15 protein-coding genes, 1 pseudogene and 1 riboswitch are annotated in these 15346 nt (G+C 72.9%); of the genes and pseudogenes, 3 read left to right on the top strand and 13 right to left on the bottom strand.

Going from position 1 to position 15346, the window contains the following annotated elements:
• Positions 1-32: 32 nt before the first annotated feature.
• From ACIQFX_RS21360 to dhaK, 8 genes are all read right to left on the bottom strand, one after another.
• Positions 33-2048 (bottom strand): FAD-dependent oxidoreductase, encoded by a 2016-nt coding sequence (locus ACIQFX_RS21360; protein ID WP_402465527.1) that lies wholly within the window; start codon positions 2046-2048, stop codon positions 33-35.
• Between the two features lie 243 nt (positions 2049-2291).
• The gene (locus ACIQFX_RS21355) at positions 2292-3182 is read right to left on the bottom strand and encodes an ATP-binding cassette domain-containing protein (protein WP_402465525.1); all 891 of its coding nucleotides are present in this window, start codon (positions 3180-3182) and stop codon (positions 2292-2294) included.
• Entirely contained in the window at positions 3179-3928 is a 750-nt protein-coding gene (cbiQ, locus tag ACIQFX_RS21350; protein ID WP_402465522.1) for a cobalt ECF transporter T component CbiQ, read from the bottom strand. Before cbiQ ends, ACIQFX_RS21355 begins: the two co-directional genes overlap by 4 nt.
• Positions 3929-3934: 6 nt before the next feature.
• Complete coding sequence (locus ACIQFX_RS21345) at positions 3935-4429, bottom strand: energy-coupling factor ABC transporter substrate-binding protein (RefSeq protein WP_402465519.1); 495 nt, start codon at positions 4427-4429, stop codon at positions 3935-3937.
• On the bottom strand, positions 4426-5124 hold the full coding sequence (locus ACIQFX_RS21340) for an energy-coupling factor ABC transporter permease (RefSeq protein ID WP_376489194.1): 699 nt from the start codon (positions 5122-5124) through the stop codon (positions 4426-4428). Before ACIQFX_RS21340 ends, ACIQFX_RS21345 begins: the two co-directional genes overlap by 4 nt.
• Before the next feature lie 27 nt (positions 5125-5151).
• Positions 5152-5359, bottom strand: a riboswitch (cobalamin riboswitch).
• 78 nt (positions 5360-5437) lie between these two features.
• Positions 5438-5887, bottom strand: a complete 450-nt coding sequence (locus ACIQFX_RS21335) for a PTS-dependent dihydroxyacetone kinase phosphotransferase subunit DhaM (RefSeq protein WP_402465514.1) — start codon at positions 5885-5887, stop codon at positions 5438-5440.
• On the bottom strand, positions 5884-6504 hold the full coding sequence (dhaL, locus tag ACIQFX_RS21330; protein ID WP_402465512.1) for a dihydroxyacetone kinase subunit DhaL: 621 nt from the start codon (positions 6502-6504) through the stop codon (positions 5884-5886). The genes ACIQFX_RS21335 and dhaL overlap by 4 nt, the downstream gene beginning before the upstream one ends.
• A gap of 50 nt (positions 6505-6554) precedes the next feature.
• Positions 6555-7547 (bottom strand): dihydroxyacetone kinase subunit DhaK, encoded by a 993-nt coding sequence (gene dhaK / locus ACIQFX_RS21325; protein WP_402465509.1) that lies wholly within the window; start codon positions 7545-7547, stop codon positions 6555-6557.
• 398 nt (positions 7548-7945) lie between these two features.
• Between dhaK and ACIQFX_RS21320 the strand changes: the two are divergent.
• Positions 7946-8080: pseudogene (locus ACIQFX_RS21320) on the top strand (pirin); the annotation flags it as partial.
• A gap of 607 nt (positions 8081-8687) precedes the next feature.
• A complete protein-coding gene (locus tag ACIQFX_RS21315) occupies positions 8688-9200 on the top strand; it encodes a hypothetical protein (protein ID WP_402465506.1) in 513 nt (170 codons plus the stop codon).
• 54 nt (positions 9201-9254) lie between these two features.
• Here ACIQFX_RS21315 and ACIQFX_RS21310 read toward each other — a convergent pair whose 3' ends face one another.
• The 5 genes from ACIQFX_RS21310 to ACIQFX_RS21290 all read right to left on the bottom strand — a co-directional run bounded on the left by ACIQFX_RS21310 (position 9255) and on the right by ACIQFX_RS21290 (position 14364).
• Positions 9255-10175, bottom strand: a complete 921-nt coding sequence (locus tag ACIQFX_RS21310; RefSeq protein WP_402465503.1) for a peptidoglycan-binding protein — start codon at positions 10173-10175, stop codon at positions 9255-9257.
• Positions 10176-10206: 31 nt separating this feature from the next.
• Positions 10207-11160, bottom strand: coding sequence for a penicillin-insensitive murein endopeptidase (locus ACIQFX_RS21305; RefSeq protein WP_402465500.1), 954 nt, complete (start codon positions 11158-11160; stop codon positions 10207-10209).
• A gap of 159 nt (positions 11161-11319) precedes the next feature.
• The gene (locus ACIQFX_RS21300) at positions 11320-11646 is read right to left on the bottom strand and encodes a hypothetical protein (RefSeq protein WP_402465497.1); all 327 of its coding nucleotides are present in this window, start codon (positions 11644-11646) and stop codon (positions 11320-11322) included.
• A gap of 240 nt (positions 11647-11886) precedes the next feature.
• Positions 11887-12975 (bottom strand): N-acetylmuramoyl-L-alanine amidase, encoded by a 1089-nt coding sequence (locus ACIQFX_RS21295; protein WP_402465495.1) that lies wholly within the window; start codon positions 12973-12975, stop codon positions 11887-11889.
• Between the two features lie 156 nt (positions 12976-13131).
• Positions 13132-14364 (bottom strand): helix-turn-helix domain-containing protein, encoded by a 1233-nt coding sequence (locus tag ACIQFX_RS21290; protein ID WP_402465492.1) that lies wholly within the window; start codon positions 14362-14364, stop codon positions 13132-13134.
• 321 nt (positions 14365-14685) lie between these two features.
• Here ACIQFX_RS21290 and ACIQFX_RS21285 point away from each other — a divergent pair, with 321 nt between their 5' ends.
• Complete coding sequence (locus ACIQFX_RS21285) at positions 14686-15327, top strand: peptidoglycan-binding protein (protein WP_402465489.1); 642 nt, start codon at positions 14686-14688, stop codon at positions 15325-15327.
• Positions 15328-15346: the final 19 nt, after the last annotated feature.

The raw sequence follows: 15346 nt of genomic DNA, 5'->3' as shown, positions 1-15346 counted from the left end.
TTCGGCCGGCCACGGTGATCACGGAGCGGGCGTCACAGGGTGGCCGCGAGGCGGGTGCCCTGGTCGATGGCGCGCTTCGCGTCCAGCTCGGCCGCCACGTCGGCGCCGCCGATCAGGTGCGGGGTGCGGCCCGCCGCGACCAGCGCGTCGTACAGGTCCCGCTTCGGCTCCTGCCCCGAGCAGAGGACGACGGTGTCGACGGGCAGGAGCTGCTGCTCGCCGTCGATGGTGAGGTGCAGGCCCTCGTCGTCGATCAGGTCGTAGGAGACGCCGGCGACCATGGTGACGCCCCGGTGCTTGAGTTCGGTGCGGTGGATCCAGCCGGTCGTCTTGCCGAGTCCCGCGCCGACCTTGGAGGTCTTGCGCTGGAGGAGGTGCACCTGGCGGGGCGGGGCGTTGCGCTCGGGCGCGCGCAGGCCGCCGCGGTTCTCGTAGGAGGTGTCGACGCCCCACTGGCGGAAGTACGTCTCGGGGTCCTGGCTGGCGCCCTCGCCGCCGTCGGTGAGGAACTCGGCGACGTCGAAGCCGATGCCGCCCGCGCCGATGATCGCGACCCGGTCGCCGACGGGTGCGCCGTCGCGCAGCACGTCGAGGTAGCTGACGACGCTGGGGTGGTCGACGCCCGCGATGGCGGGTGTGCGGGGGGAGACGCCGGTGGCGACGACGACCTCGTCGTAGCCGTCCAGGTCGCCCGCGGCGACCGGGGTGTTCAGCCGGACGTCGACGCCGCGCTCGGCGAGCTGGACGCGGAAGTAGCGGAGCGTCTCGTCGAACTCCTCCTTGCCGGGCACCTGCTTGGCGACGTTGAGCTGGCCGCCGATCTCGGCGGAGGCGTCGAAGAGGGTGACGGCGTGGCCGCGTTCGGCCGCCGACACCGCGCAGGCGAGACCGGCCGGGCCGGCGCCGACGACGGCGACGCGCTTGGCGAGGCGGGTGGGGGAGAGGACGAGCTCGGTCTCGTGGCAGGCGCGCGGGTTGACCAGGCAGGACGTGATCTTCAGGTTGAAGGTGTGGTCCAGGCAGGCCTGGTTGCAGCCGATGCAGGTGTTGATGGTGTCGGCGCGGTCGGCGGCCGCCTTGGCGACGAAGGCGGGGTCGGCGAGGAACGGCCGGGCCAGCGAGACGAGGTCGGCACGGCCGTCGGCGAGGATCTCCTCGGCGACCTCGGGCGTGTTGATGCGGTTGCTGGTGACCAGCGGCACGGACACCGCGCCCATCAGCTTCTTCGTCACCCAGGTGTACGCGCCGCGCGGCACCGAGGTGGCGATGGTGGGGATGCGCGCCTCGTGCCAGCCGATGCCGGTGTTGATGATCGTCGCGCCCGCGGCCTCGATCTCCTTGGCGAGCTGGACGACCTCCTCCAGGGTGGAGCCGCCGGGGACGAGGTCCAGCATGGACAGGCGGTAGACGAGGATGAAGTCCTCGCCGACCCGCTCGCGGATCCGGCGGACGATCTCCAGGGGGAAGCGGACGCGGTTCTCGTAGCTGCCGCCCCAGCGGTCGGTGCGCTGGTTGGTGGCGGCCGCGATGAACTCGTTGATCAGGTAGCCCTCGGAGCCCATGACCTCGACGCCGTCGTAGCCGGCCTCCTTGGCCAGCTCGGCGCAGCGGGCGTAGTCCTCGACGGTCTGCTCGACCTCTGCGTCGGTCAGCTCGTTCGGTACGAAGGGGCTGATCGGCGCCTTGAGCGCGCTGGGGCCGACCAGGCCGGGGTGGTACGCGTACCGGCCGAAGTGCAGGATCTGCATCGCGATCCGGCCGCCCTCGGCGTGCACGGCGTCGGTGATCAGCCGGTGCTCGGCGACCTCCTCGGCGGTGGTCAGCTTGGCCCCGCCGTCCCACGGCCGCCCGGCCTCGTTGGGCGCGATGCCGCCGGTGACGATCAGGCCGGCGCCGCCCTTGGCCCGCTCCGCGTAGAAGGCGGCCATGCGCTCGAAGCCGTGCTCGGTCTCCTCGAGTCCGACGTGCATCGACCCCATGATCACCCGGTTGGGCAGGGTCGTGAACCCGAGGTCGAGCGGGCTCAGCAGGTGCGGGTACGGGGTCATGGGGGCGCCTCCTCGCGCAGGATCGTCGACCTCAGTTCTAGGGGACCCCCTGTCGTTATGCAACTAGTTGCAGAAGATTCGGGACGTGACGTCTACTACTCGGTAACCACGGAGGCTGCTCGGTGACCGCGGGAGCCACTCGGCATCCACACGTGCTGCTCGGCGACCACGCGTGCTGCTCGGCGCCCACGGGCGCTGCTGGCACCCACAGGCGCTGCTCGGCAACCACGGGGCCGCCGCCGCTCAGGAAGGCGAGCCGTCCGCCGCGTACGCCCCGGCCCCGACCCAGGCGTCCAGGTCCTCCGGCGTCCGGGGCTCGGGGGCGCCCGGGGCGAGCAGGCCCCGCTCGCGCAGGAGGCGGGCCACGGCGGTCCCCCAGGGGCGGCGGAGCCGGGCGTTCGCGAGCAGAGCGTCGTCGGCGAGGAGCTCGGCGACCGGACCCGTGCGGAGACCGGAGGGGGCGAGGACCGCCGCCTCGTCGGCCCAGCGCAACGCCAGGTCCACGTCGTGCGTCGCCATCACCACGGTCGTGCCCGCCGCGCGGAGCCGCCCGAGGGCGTCGAGGAGCATCTCCTGCCCGTGCGGGTCGAGGCCGGCCGTCGGCTCGTCCATGATCAGGACCCGGGGCCGCATCGCCACGGCGCCGGCGATGGCGGCCCGCTTGCGCTGCCCGTACGACAGCAGGTGCGTCGGCCGGTCCGCGAGCGCCACGATGTCCAGCGCCTCCAGCGCCTCGCGCACCCGGAGCCGCACCTCCTCCTCGGGCAGCCCCAGGTTCATCGGCCCGAACGACACGTCCTGGCCGACCGAGGCCGCGAACAGCTGGTCGTCCGGGTCCTGCACCACGAGCTGCACGGTGGTCCGCAGCCGGGTCAGCCCCCGGCGGTCGTACGCCACCTCCGCGCCGTCCAGGAGCAGCGACCCGCTCGCGCACCGCAGCCCGCCGCTCAGCAACCGCAGCAGCGTCGTCTTGCCGCTGCCGTTGCGGCCTAGGAGCGCGACGGCCCGCCCCTCCGCCACCGCGAAGTCCACCCCCGACAGGACGGCCGGCCCGTCCTCGTAGGCGTACCCCGCCCCCACCAGCTCCACGACGGGCGTCGCGCCCCGGGGCGTCGTCGCGTTCTGAGGCGTCACGGAAGGAACCTTTCCAGTACGAGGGTGAGGGCGACGAGCCCCCCGAGCAGCACGGCCGTCGCCGCGAGGAACCGGCGGGAGATCCCGCACGCGGGCACGAGCACCCGCAGCGTTCCGTCGTAGCCACGCCCGGCGAGCCCCGACTGCAGGCGCTGCGCCCGGTCGAAGGCCCGGACGAACGTGGTGGCGCCGAGCCCCGCGAGCGAACGCCAGGTCGCGGCCCGGGTGGTGTGCCCCAGCCGGGCCGCCTGGGCCTGCCGGATCCTGGACAGCGAGTCGAGCAGCAGGAAGATGATCCGGTACATCACGAGCGCCACGTCCACCACCGGCGCCGGCACCCCCGCCCGGACCAGCCGGGGGAGCACGTCGGACACCGGCGTCGTGAACGCGAACAGCAGCACCCCGAGCGAGGCCGCCGCCGTCCGCAGCAGCAGCCCGCCCGCGTGTTCCGGGCCACCGGGCGCCAGCGCCACGATCCCCCGCGCCCCGCCCACCTCGAACAGCAGCGGGACCGCGCCCGTGACACAGAAGCCGAGCGGAACGCGAAACGCCCGCCACAACTGACGGCCCGGCACACCGGCCGGTCCGAGCAGCACCCCGAGCGTCACCGCCGCCACCAGCACCGCACCCGGCCACGGCGGCAGGGCCACCGCGCACAGCGTCAGACCGAAACCGAGCAGCGCCTTCTCGGCGGGATGGCGGGAGCGCCAGCGACTGCTGTGCGCGGCCGCGTCGATGGGCAGCATCGGCGCCTACACGCCCCGCCCGTCGACGGGCGGGGCAGCGGCACCCGCGCCGCCCTCGTCCGCCGCCGGCGTACTTTCCGCCTCGGCCTTGGCCGCCGGAGCGTCCGCCCCGGTCACGGCCGCCGCACCGACCGCCCCGTCCCCGTCCCCGTCCGCCGCGCCGTCCGCCCCGGTCACGGCCGCCGCGGCCCGCGCCTGCCCCTGCCGGCGGCCGCGCCGCAGGCCGAAGTAGTACGCCAGGAATCCGGCGCCCAGGGCCGCCTGGAGCGCGAAGAGCGCCGACTCGATCTCGCCGGACGGCGGCTCGTACAGGGGGCTGAACCAGGGCTCGTAGTCGGGATCGAGTTCGGTGATGGCCGTCTCGGCCTCCCCGTCGGACCCGCTGAACGGCTGCTCCTTGTGGTCGCCGAGACCCAGCGCGAGCGGCAGCACCGCGAGCGCGACGACGACGAGCAGCAGCAGTCCGTTGATCCTCGTGTTACGGCTGATCTTGACGCTCATCGCGCGGCCGCCTCCTTGTCGAGCGCGGTCCGCGGCCGGGGAAGGACACCCAGCCGGGTCAGCTCGCCCTTGCTCGACTGGCTGAGCAGCCGCATCACGAGCACGGTGAGCAGGCCCTCGCTCACCGCCAGCGGAATCTGCGTCACCGCGAAGATCCCGCCGAACTTGGCCAGCGCGCCCGGCACCCCCGTACCGGCGTCCGGGAACGCGAGCGCCAGCTGGACGCTGGTGACGCAGTACGTGGACAGGTCGGCGACGAACGCGCCGAAGAACACGGCGACCATCAGCGGCGTACCGAACCGGCGCAGCAGCCGGTACGTCCCGTACCCCGCCCAGGGCCCGACGACCGCCATCGAGAAGGCGTTGGCGCCGAGCGTGGTCAGGCCGCCGTGGGCGAGCAGCAGCGCCTGGAACAGCAGGGTGATCGTGCCGAGGACCGCCATGATCGGCGGCCGGAACAGGATCGCGCCCAGTCCCGTACCGGTCGGATGGGAGCAGCTCCCCGTCACCGAAGGCAGTTTGAGCGCGGACAGGACGAACGTGAAGGCGCCGGAGGCGCCGAGCAGCAGCGTGGACTCGGGATTGGACCGCACCTCGCGGGTCAGCGCGCGGACCCCGTGGACGACGAACGGGGCGGCCGCGACGCCCCAGGCGGCGGCGTGAGCGGGGGGCAGATACCCCTCGGCTATATGCATGGTCGGGAGACCTCTCCAGCACCTCGTGGATGGACAACGCACCCTGGCCGGTCTCCTGGCTGACGGTCATGCCGTCCGACTCCGCCTTCCCACACCGAGACGGTCTCCCGCCGCGGTCCAGTGGCTTCCCCGAGGGTGTTACCCGCGGGGGTGGAGCCGGACCTCCCGATCACAGTGGCGAGGGCCGCACCGGTACTCCACCGGTTTCCCGTACACCAAGGCCCTGCGACATTAGTGGGTTGACCTGCTGCATCACAACACGGCCGCCACCCGCCGCGCCCCCTCCGTCACTCCGCGCACTCGCCGCGCGGGCTCATTCCTTGCGGTACGCGTACGCCTCCGAGGCCGCCGCGGCCACCGCGTCGAGGTCTCCGCCCGTGCTCGCCGTCACCAGCGCCGCGACCGCGCCCTCGACGAACGGAGCGTCCACCAACCGCGAACCCGCGGGCAGTTCGTCCCCCTCGGCGAGCAAGGCCTTCACCGTGAGCACCGCACTTCCCAGATCGACCAGGAGCGCCACCCCCGCCCCCCGGTCGACCTCCTTCGCCGCCTCGGCGATCAGCTCCGAACTCGTCCCCAGACCCCCGTCCGGCGTTCCCCCCGCCGCCGCCACCGGCGCGAGCCTCCCGCCCCCCGCCAGCCCCCGCGCCAGCTCGGCCACTGCCCCCGCGACCGCCGCACTGTGCGACACGAGCACGATGCCGACGAACGCGGAGGCACCGGACGCCGAGCCGTCAGCCGAACCATCGGCCGCCGCGCTCACGAAGCCCCCTCGGTGCGCGCGGTCCCGGCCAGCGTCGAGAACAGCAGCGCCGACGACGTCGCCCCCGGATCCTGGTGCCCGACCGACCGCTCGCCGAGATAGCTCGCCCGGCCCTTGCGCGCCCGCAGGGGTACGGTCCCGACGGCGCCCTCCCCGGCGGCGGCGGAGGCCGCGCCGAACGAGGTCCGCAGGCCCTCCACGGCCGGCACCAGCGCGTCCAGCATCGTCTTGTCGCCCACCTGCGCCCCGCCGAGCTGGGACACGGCGGCGACGCCGGCACCCAGCGCCTCGGCGAGCCGCGCCCGGTCGAACCGCTCGTCCTCGCCGAGGGCCTTGCCCGTGCGGCGCAGCAGCGTCCCGTACAGGGGGCCCGACGCGCCGCCGACCGTGGAGATGAGCTGCCGTCCGGCGGTGGTGAGCACGGCGCCGGGTGTCGACGGCGGCTCCTTGGCCAGCGTCTCGGCCACGGAGGCGAATCCCCGCTTGAGGTTGGCGCCGTGGTCGGCGTCGCCGATCGCCGAGTCCAGCTCCGTCAGCCGTTCCGCCTCGCGCTCCACGGCCTCGGCGACCGCGGCCAGCCAGCGCAGCAGGAACTCTGCACCGAACGTCTCCGTCATGACCTCTCCCTCTCCCTCTCTCTCGCCCGCCGGCGTCCCCACGGCCCGGCTCACCGGCCCCAGCGCAGGGCGGGCGTCTGTACGGGCGCGTCCCACAGCCGCAGCAGTTCCTCGTCCACCTCGCACAGCGACACGGAGCAGCCCGCCATGTCGAGCGAGGTCACGTAGTTCCCGACGAGCGTCCGCGCCACCGGCACGCCCCGCTCGGTGAGCACCCGCTGCACCTCCGCGTTGAAGCCGTACAGCTCCAGGAGCGGCGTCCCGCCCATGCCGTTCACCAGCACGAGCACCGGACCGGTGGGCCCCAGGTCCTCGACGACGGCGTCCACGGCGAAGTCGGCGATCTCCCGCGACGTCATCATGGCCCGGCGCTCGCGGCCCGGCTCACCGTGGATGCCGACGCCCAACTCCAGCTCTCCGTCCGGCAGGTCGAAGGTGGGACTGCCCTTCGCGGGCGTGCTGCACGCGCTCAGCGCCACGCCGAAGGACCGCGACCGCTCGTTCACCCGGCGGGCGATCGACTCCACCCGCTCCAGCGGCGCGCCCTCCTCGGCCGCCGCCCCCGCGATCTTCTCCACGAACAGCGTGCCACCGGTCCCGCGCCGCCCCGCCGTGTACAGGCTGTCCGTCACCGCCACGTCGTCGTCGACCAGCACCTTCGCGACCTGGATGCCCTCGTCCTCCGCGAGCTCCGCCGCCATCTCGAAGTTCAGCACGTCCCCGGTGTAGTTCTTCACGACGAACAACACCCCGGCCCCGCTGTCCACCGCCGCCGCGGCCCGCACCATCTGATCGGGCACCGGCGACGTGAACACCTCCCCGGGACACGCCGCCGCCAGCATCCCCGGCCCCACGAACCCCCCGTGCAACGGCTCGTGCCCCGACCCACCCCCGGACACCAGCGCCACCTTCCCCGCCACCGGCGCGTCCCGCCGCACCACGACCCGCCGCTCCACGTCCACGGTCAACTCGGGATGAGCCGCCGCCATCCCCCGCAGCGCATCGGCGACGACGGTCTCCGGAACGTTGATGAGCATCCTCACGGGTACCTCCTGGTGAGACTGGCAGTCATGTAGCTGAGCAGGCTTTTCGCAGGTCAGAATGGGTGAGGAATGTTATTGGCCTTGGCGTTTCATGGCGCTCGGGAGCGGTTCCGTGCGGTACTGGCACCGACCCGGTGCCGACTTTCCTGACTGGTCATCAGGAAGGGCTTGTGGTGGGTGCTCTTTGCATCTGTGCATGATGACGCAATTATCGCTGCAGGGGCGCGGCCGCGCACCGGTGCGTCGGCGGTCGGAAGCGGCCGATTCCGGGCCGGTCGGCTTCGTGCGGTGCTGGGGGCGACCGGCTGAACGTCCACGACGTCGCGACGCAGGACATCTACCGGGTGCGGGGGCAGGTCCACCCGAACACGCTGAAGCCGGCGAAGCCGCAGCGCCGCGGCCGCACCGACGGCGAGATCCGCAAGGCCCGGGAGAACTGGATGACCGGCTCGCGCTTCGGCGAGGTGAAGGGGTGCGACGGAGGCCGGCTGGACGCCCCGGAGGTGCCGGCGACGCAGCTAAAGGCGCGGGGGACGGGTGCGCTGAACTGCTGTTTCCTCTGCCGATTCGATGTGGGGTCGGGGGTGCTCGGCCTCTTCCTGTGGCTGCCGTGGCGACTGTGGGAGGGGGTGCGTTGCAGCCCTCCCGCAGTCGCGCGGCCGACGGGTGTGTTCCCGGAGCGTGCCCGTGTGCGAGCGGGTCCGGTCAGCTGAATGCTGACCTTCTGCTGAATCTGCTGACGGGTCATCAGTCCAGGGTCGGGCCCGTTCCGCCCCCGGAGCCGTAGGGGTCGTGCGACGGGACCACGACGGCGCCCGGCAGCTCGCGAACTCGATGAGCTTTCTCTGGTGCGTATCGCCCAAACGCCCAGAAGAACTCGCTCTACTTCGGCGAGTGGCTGACCAGCAGGTTCTTCGCCTGCTGGTGGTGCAGCAGCTGAACCCATGCTGACCTGGGGAAATGCTGCCAGGCGTGGCTCTGTGGCGATGGCTGGTCCGGGAATGGTCCGGATCTTGGTCCGACGGTCGCTCGCCCAGAGGCTTTACCACCCCCGCCCCTACGACTTCTGGCTCGCGGCTCACTCGTTCGGCGACCTCGGGCAGCCGGGGGTTCGGGGTGACGCGCGGTTGGGCTCGGGCCGTGGAGAGCTCATCTCGTGACGACGTCCTGCTGCTGGCCTTCCAGGATCCGGAGCGCTGCGGCGCCGCGTTCCGGGAGGTGCAGCGTCTGCCGGGGTACCGGCAGGAGGTGAGCGTGGCGCGGCGGACCGACGGTGAGCTGGAGGTGCTGGACGCGCACGTGCGCGGGACGGGTGCCGCCACCGTCGGCGGGGGCGCGGCCGGTCTCGCGCTGGGGCCGCTCGGCGGCCCGGTCGGTGCGCTGCTGGGCTTCACCGCCGGTGCGCTGCTGGGCGACGCGGCCGAGCAGCACAACCTGGAGGCGGGCGGCGAGGCGCTGATCACCTTGAGCGCCCGGGGCCCCGACGGCGGCGCCATGCTCGTCCTCCACCTCCACGAACGCCACCCCGAGCCCGCCGACGAACTCGCCGCCCGCCACGGCGCCTCGGTGGAGCGGCTGAGCGTCGGGGAACTGGACGCCGAGGTCGAGGACCTGAAGCGGCGGTCGGACGCCGACGGGCCGGACGGCGAGTAGAGCGGTGCGGCCGACGCCGGGGGTGGGCGTCGGCCGCTTCTCCTGCCTTTCGGGCTACTGCCAGGCGCAGTGGACGTGGTTGCCCTCGTCCAGGGCTTCCGTCGCGCCGTACGCGCGGCAGGCGCTGACGAAGGTGGCGTTGCTGACGGACATGTTGTCCGCGTCGAACGCGATGCCCTTGTAGTGGTTCGAGTTCGACGAGTGGTCGCCGCCCGCGATCTCGGTGACCAGGAAGGTGTAGCCCCGCTCCGTGGCCAGCTTCAGCATGCCGTTGAGCATGGCCGTGGAGAGCCAGACCTCGCGCTCGCCGACGTCGCTGTAGTTGCTGGTCTCGGCGGTGGTGCCGTTCTTCGTGTCGGTGATGTTCGCCTGGGCCGTGGAGTCGGCGTCGACGACCCCGCTCACGTGGTAGGTGAGCAGGGAGATACGGGAGTTGGCGTCGATCGACGCTGCGAGCTGGGCGCGGCTGGTGCCGCCCCCGCCGCTGCCGGAACCGCCGACCAGGGCGTTCCAGGTGTTCGGGCCCACGATGCCGTCCGCCGTCAGGCCGTGCTTGGACTGGAAGTCCTTGGCGGCGTTGGTCGACGCGGTGCCGAAGTCACCGTCGACGACGAGGCCGTACCCGTACCGGTTCAGCTGGGTCTGTGCCGCTTTGGCCGCGTTGCCGGTGCTGCCGCTCTGTACCGTGGCGACCAGCTTGGGCCAGGTCAGCGGGCCCACCGAGCCGTCGGCCGTGAGCCCGTTGGCGCTCTGGAACGCCGAGACCTTCGCCTCGGTCGTGGGACCGAACTGGCCGTCGACCGCGGTCGTGTACCCGCGGTGGTTGAGCAGGTGCTGGATCGTCGTCACCTGGGCCCCGCTGTCGCCGTTGGCGATGACGGGCCAGGTGGCGGCCGAGGCGGTGTTCGGCCCGAGCAGGACGGCCATCATCGCGGCGATGACCGCGGCGACCAGCGCCGGGAAGCGTCTGCGCATGTCTCTCCTTCGCGTGCTGCGTCGGCCCGCGTCAGCGGTAGCGGACGTGCAGGTGGTTGTCGTGGTTCGGGTACTGCGTGGTCAGGCCCTCGGAGATCAGCGTCGGGTCGTTGAAGTAGATGACCTCGATGTGCCCGGGGGCCGCCGCGCGGATCGCCTGCACGAGCTGGCGGGTCGCCGCCCGGTCGTAGGTGCCGGACTGCCAGGTGATCCGGCCCGCCGAGCACTGCGCAGAATCGGTGCGGATCGGCCAGATGTCGATGTCGAGCCCGACCTCGTGGCTGGCGTGGCCCGGGATGTCGCCGCCGTGCTCGAAGCTCGCGTCGCCCATCGGCACCTTGCCCTGACCGGTCGAGGCGAACGACGCGGCTGCGGCCTCCAGCTGGCCGACGGCCGCGGCGGTGGCCCAGTTCGCGGTCGCGTTGCCGTCCGGGTTCTGGTCGCAGATGTTGGTGAAGTTCACCAGCTCGTAGTGCCAGACCAGGTTGCGCCAGGTGTCGGGGCCGACGACTCCGTCGGCGGACAGGCCCGCGTGGCTCTGGAAGGTCTTCACCGCGGTGGCGGTCGCCGGGCCGAAGTCGCCGTCGACCGTCAGGCCCGCCGAACGCTTGGCGTTGAGCAGGTACTGCACGGCCTTCACGGCCGGTCCGTTGTCGCCCTGGCGCACTGTGGCGACGAGCTTGCCCCAGGTGTTCGGGCCGACGATGCCGTCCGCCGTCAGGCCCTGGGAGCTCTGGAAGGCCTTGACGGCGGTCGCCGTGCCGGAGCCGAAGACCCCGTCGGCGGCCACGGACTGGCCGCGCGCGCTCAGCAGGTGCTGGAGGGCGACGACGTCGCTGCCTCGGTTGCCCGAGCTCTGCAGGTGGTACGCCGCTCCCGCGAACGCCTGGGCCGGGGTGCCCGTCTGGACGAACAGGGCCGTGGTCAGGGCGAGGAACAGGGCGATCCGGACGCTCTGCTTGCGCAGACCGGACGATCGGAGCATGGTGCGATCCCTCTCGTGTCGAATCATGTCGGGCTCGGTTGCGATGGGTTACGGGGACGGAGTGCGGGAACGGGGGGGCGGGTCACGTGCGCGGGGTGTGCCTGGCGCGTTCCCGCGGACGTCCTCGTGACGGTGCTCAGGGCACCGGGTGCCCGAAGGTCAGGCCGTGCCGGTGCTCCAGTTCCCGGATGCGCGGCAGCAGGCCGCGTTCCAGCGCGCGGAGTTCGTCGCGGTGCGCCGCCGCGAAGGCGGTGCGGGGGCGGTGCGCAGGGGTTCCCGGACCGCTTCCACCGGGGCCATGCAGGCGGCGTAGGCCGCCCCGAGGCCCCGGTCGGCGCGGGCGGCCTCCGACCCGTCCTCGATGCCCTGGACGGTGCGGTCGACGAGGGCGAAGAAGCCGTCCTCGTCCTCGACCTCGACGCCGTACCACGTGAGGCAGCCGGGCAGGGTCCGCAGGGCCTCGCGGGTCGTCCCGTTGCGACGCATGCCGTGACTCCTGTGGTCGGATGAGTGGTGGGGATGGATGATGCGCGAGGGGCCTGTTCCGGCCGCCGCCGTTCTCGGCCCATCGGAATCCTGACCATGCCGACCGGCGAATGCGTAGGTCCCATCGCCCACTCGGGACACTCCCGGGACGCGCGCCCCCCCGGGACGCACGGGACACGGGAGGGGACGCGAGGGGACGGGACGGGCAGCGGGAGGCCAGGGGCCCGGGATACCGGCCACTCAGGCCAGCAGCCGGCTCCAGGTACGGGCGTCCGCCACGCCGTCGGCCGGCAGGCTCGCCGAGGTCTGGAACGCCCGCACCCCCGCCTCGGTGCCCGAGCCGAAGCTGCCGTCGACGACCAGCGTCTGACCGCGCGCGTTGAGCTGGCCCTGCAGCGCCTTCACCGCGTCGCCCTGCGCTCCGCGCGCGAGCGGGTTGGCGAGCTGGTGCCAGGTCTGGTTTCCGGCCACGCCGTCGACCCCGGCCCGGTTGGTCGTCTGGAACGCCCGCACCGCGCTCTCGGTCGCCGGCCCGAAGGAGCCGTCGACCACGACCGTGGCGCCCCGGGAGTCGAGCAGGTACTGCAGCGACCTGACGCGCTCGCCCGAGTCGCCGAGCCGCGCCACCGGCCAGCCGCCCCACGCCGGGCTGCCGCCGATCCGGGCGGCGACGTCGGCCCTGAGCTGCGGCAGCAGCGCGTACAGCCGGTCGCCGGGGCACTCGGTGTTGTTGAAGTCCCGGTGCCCGAAGATCTGGTAGGCGCGCAGCCCGTACTGGGAGCAGATGTACGCGCAGAGGTCGACCAGCTTCGCGTACTGCGCCGACCGCGGGTCCACCGACGTGTACGTGCCCTCGTTCTCGATGCCGACGGCGACGGTGTTCTGGCCGGTGCAGTGCGCCGACTCGACCTGCTGGGTACCGGCGGCCAGCGCGGCGACGCTGGAGTGTCGGCCCTCGGTGATCCAGCCGCCGCGGCTGATCGTGAAGTGCTGGCCCGAGTCGATCCAGCCCCGCGCGTCCATGTGGTCGGCCTGGATCGACCGGGACAGCTCGAAGGCGTGCGCCTGCGAGTGGTCGGTGCTGTTCGGGGTCGCGGTGTGATGGACGATGATCTTCTGCGGCCCGGTGGCCAGCAGCTTCACCGGGGTGCTCGGCTCGCGGGCGCCCCAGGCCACGCACCCGGAGATCACCGGTCCGGCGAGCGCGGCCCCCGCGGCGGCGCGCGCGGTCCCCGGCAGCGCGGTCCCCAGGACCGCTCCGGCACCGAGGGCGAAGGCCCCGGACAGCAGCGCGCGCCGTCGCGGACGCGGCATCGGCAGGTCGCTCATCGTCTCTCCCCATGTGTTCGGCAGCCGCCCCGCACAACGCGGAGCGGCGGCCGAATGCTATGAGCAACTCCCTTGTCCCATCAGCGAGTCCCGCACCTCGGACTTGGGCGCGTCGGCTTCTCGGGACGCCCCGGTATCCCGCCGGGCGTCGCCGCCTCAGGGCTGCGGGGCGTCCTGCGAGGGGTCGCACTCCTGCTCCTTGACCTTCGGGATCACTCCGCAGATGGAGATGGTCGAAAGGGGGTACTCGGCCACCGACAGCATCCGCGTGTAGGTGTCGCGGTCCACCCGGATGGTGGACTCCTCCGTTCGGCTGCCCTTGTCGGTGATGATCACACCGTCGCCGATCGCCCCGTTCTCCAGCCGCCCCCAGACCGCCTGGCAGGCGGCGCTGTGCCGGAGCTGGATCCGCAGCCCGCGCAGGTAGAGGAGCCGGACGGTCTTCGCGTCCCACTGGCAGTTCATCGTCTGCGGTTCGCGCCCGAGGCAGGACTCCCCGGAGCAGCCGGGCAGGGGGTGGTCGGACTCGGCGCCGGGCGTGCGCTCGGCCGCGCCCTGGGCCGTCACCCCCGAACTCTCGCCGCTCGCCGTCGGCTTACCCGCGTCCGACCGCGCGCCGTCCGGAGCGGACTTCACTCCGAGGACGGCGATCACGATCAGGGCGCCCACGACCGCGCCGATCGCCATGTGGACGAGCGGCCGCACCCGTCCGGCGGGGCGGGGCCCGGGCCCGGCGGCGCGGTCCGGATCCGGCGCGGCGCCGGTGGCCGTGGCCGCGCCTCCGGCGGGCTCCGCGGCCGGACCGGCCCCTGCCCGCGCGGACCCGTCGGGCTCTCGTGACGAGGCCGGCGCGCCACCCGGCGCGGGCCGCTCCTCCCGTACGGGTCCCCTCTCCCGTACGGGTTCCCCGTCCCGTACGGGCTTCCCCCGGCCCGCCGGCTCCTCCGGCCCCGGCGCCGTCGCGCCCCGGCCCTCGTCCTGCCCCTCGCCCCGGCCCTCGCCCAGGCCCTCCGGGCCCAGGCCGTCCGTCCCCTCTCGCTCTCCCCGCTCCGGCTCCTGCTCCCCCTGGACCTCTGGCCCGGCTCCCTCGCGTCTGCTTCTGCGGGCCAGCTTCTCGGCGTGTTCCCAGAGGGCGATCAGGGGCGTGGGGTCCTGTCCGACCACGTCCGCGAGCTGCTGGATCGCGGCGCGGCTCGGCCACTGCTTCCCGTTGAGGAAGCGCTCCCAGGACGAGCGGCTGTAGTGCGTCTTCTCGGCGAGCCGGCCGTAGCTCAGGCCGAACTCCTCCTTGATCCGGCGCATCCCCGCCAGGACCCGTTCGCGGACGGCCCTGAGCTCGGCGTCCCGCCGACGCCGATCGTCCCGGGCCTGCTTCTCGACAGCAGTCATCCGAAGCCTCTCCCCGTGTTGAACCCACCTTGCAAGTAAGGGAGTTCATGAACAACTTGCCGCTACCTGCGGCAGGACTTTGTCACACCGGGACACCCGCGACACAGCGGACTCACAGACCTCCAGGGCCCGCGCGAGTGATCTGTGCCACAAGCAGCCGCGTAGCACGAGTCGTCCCGCCCCGTCCCGTCCCGCACGCCCCCGGCGTCCCGCGCGTCCCGGTCCCGTCCCGTATCGCTCGCGAGAGGCTCCGAAGCAATCGCCCCGGCAGCACCATGACTTCGGCCGCTCCCCGATCCACCGCGAAGACAAGGACTCCGAGTGATACCCACCCGAACGCCGGACCTCCGGCGTCGCCTGCCGCTCGCCCAGGCGGCGCTCGTGCTGGCCGCCGCCCTGCTCGCCGTGCTGGCGCCCTCCGTCCCCGCGCACGCCCTGGACTCCACCACCTGGATCCAGCGCAACCTCGCGGGCATCGGCTATCTGCCGGCCAGCGGGATCGACGGTGTCTACGGCGCGCAGACCACCGCCGCGGTCCGCTCCTTCCAGCAGGACAACGGGCTCGCCGAGGACGGCGACTACGGCAGCCGCACCGAACTCGCCCTGCACAACAAGGTGAAGGAGGTGCAGCGCAAGGCCGGCGCCACGGCCGACGGCGCGTACGGCGACGGCACCAAGTCCAAGGTGACGTCCTGGCAGCAGGCGAACGGCCTGTCCGCCGACGGTGTCGCGGGTCCCGCGACCATGAACGCGATGCGGGTGGCCCGTACCGTGAAGATCACCGCACAGTGGAAGATCACCGAGCACGGCTGGTCCGTGAGCGGCCAGTTCGGCTGCCTCGACAACCTCTGGATCCGCGAGAGCGCGTGGAAGGTGTACGCGACGAACCCCTCGTCCGGCGCCTACGGCATTCCGCAGTCCCTGCCCGGCGACAAGATGGGCGCGGCGGGCCCCGACTGGTAGACCAACCCGGCCACCCAGA

This window comes from Streptomyces sp. NPDC093089 (assembly GCF_044754405.1).
Lineage (GTDB): Bacteria > Actinomycetota > Actinomycetes > Streptomycetales > Streptomycetaceae > Streptomyces.
Note: the sequence above shows the minus strand (reverse complement) of the source record. Positions and strands in the feature narration are given on the sequence as shown.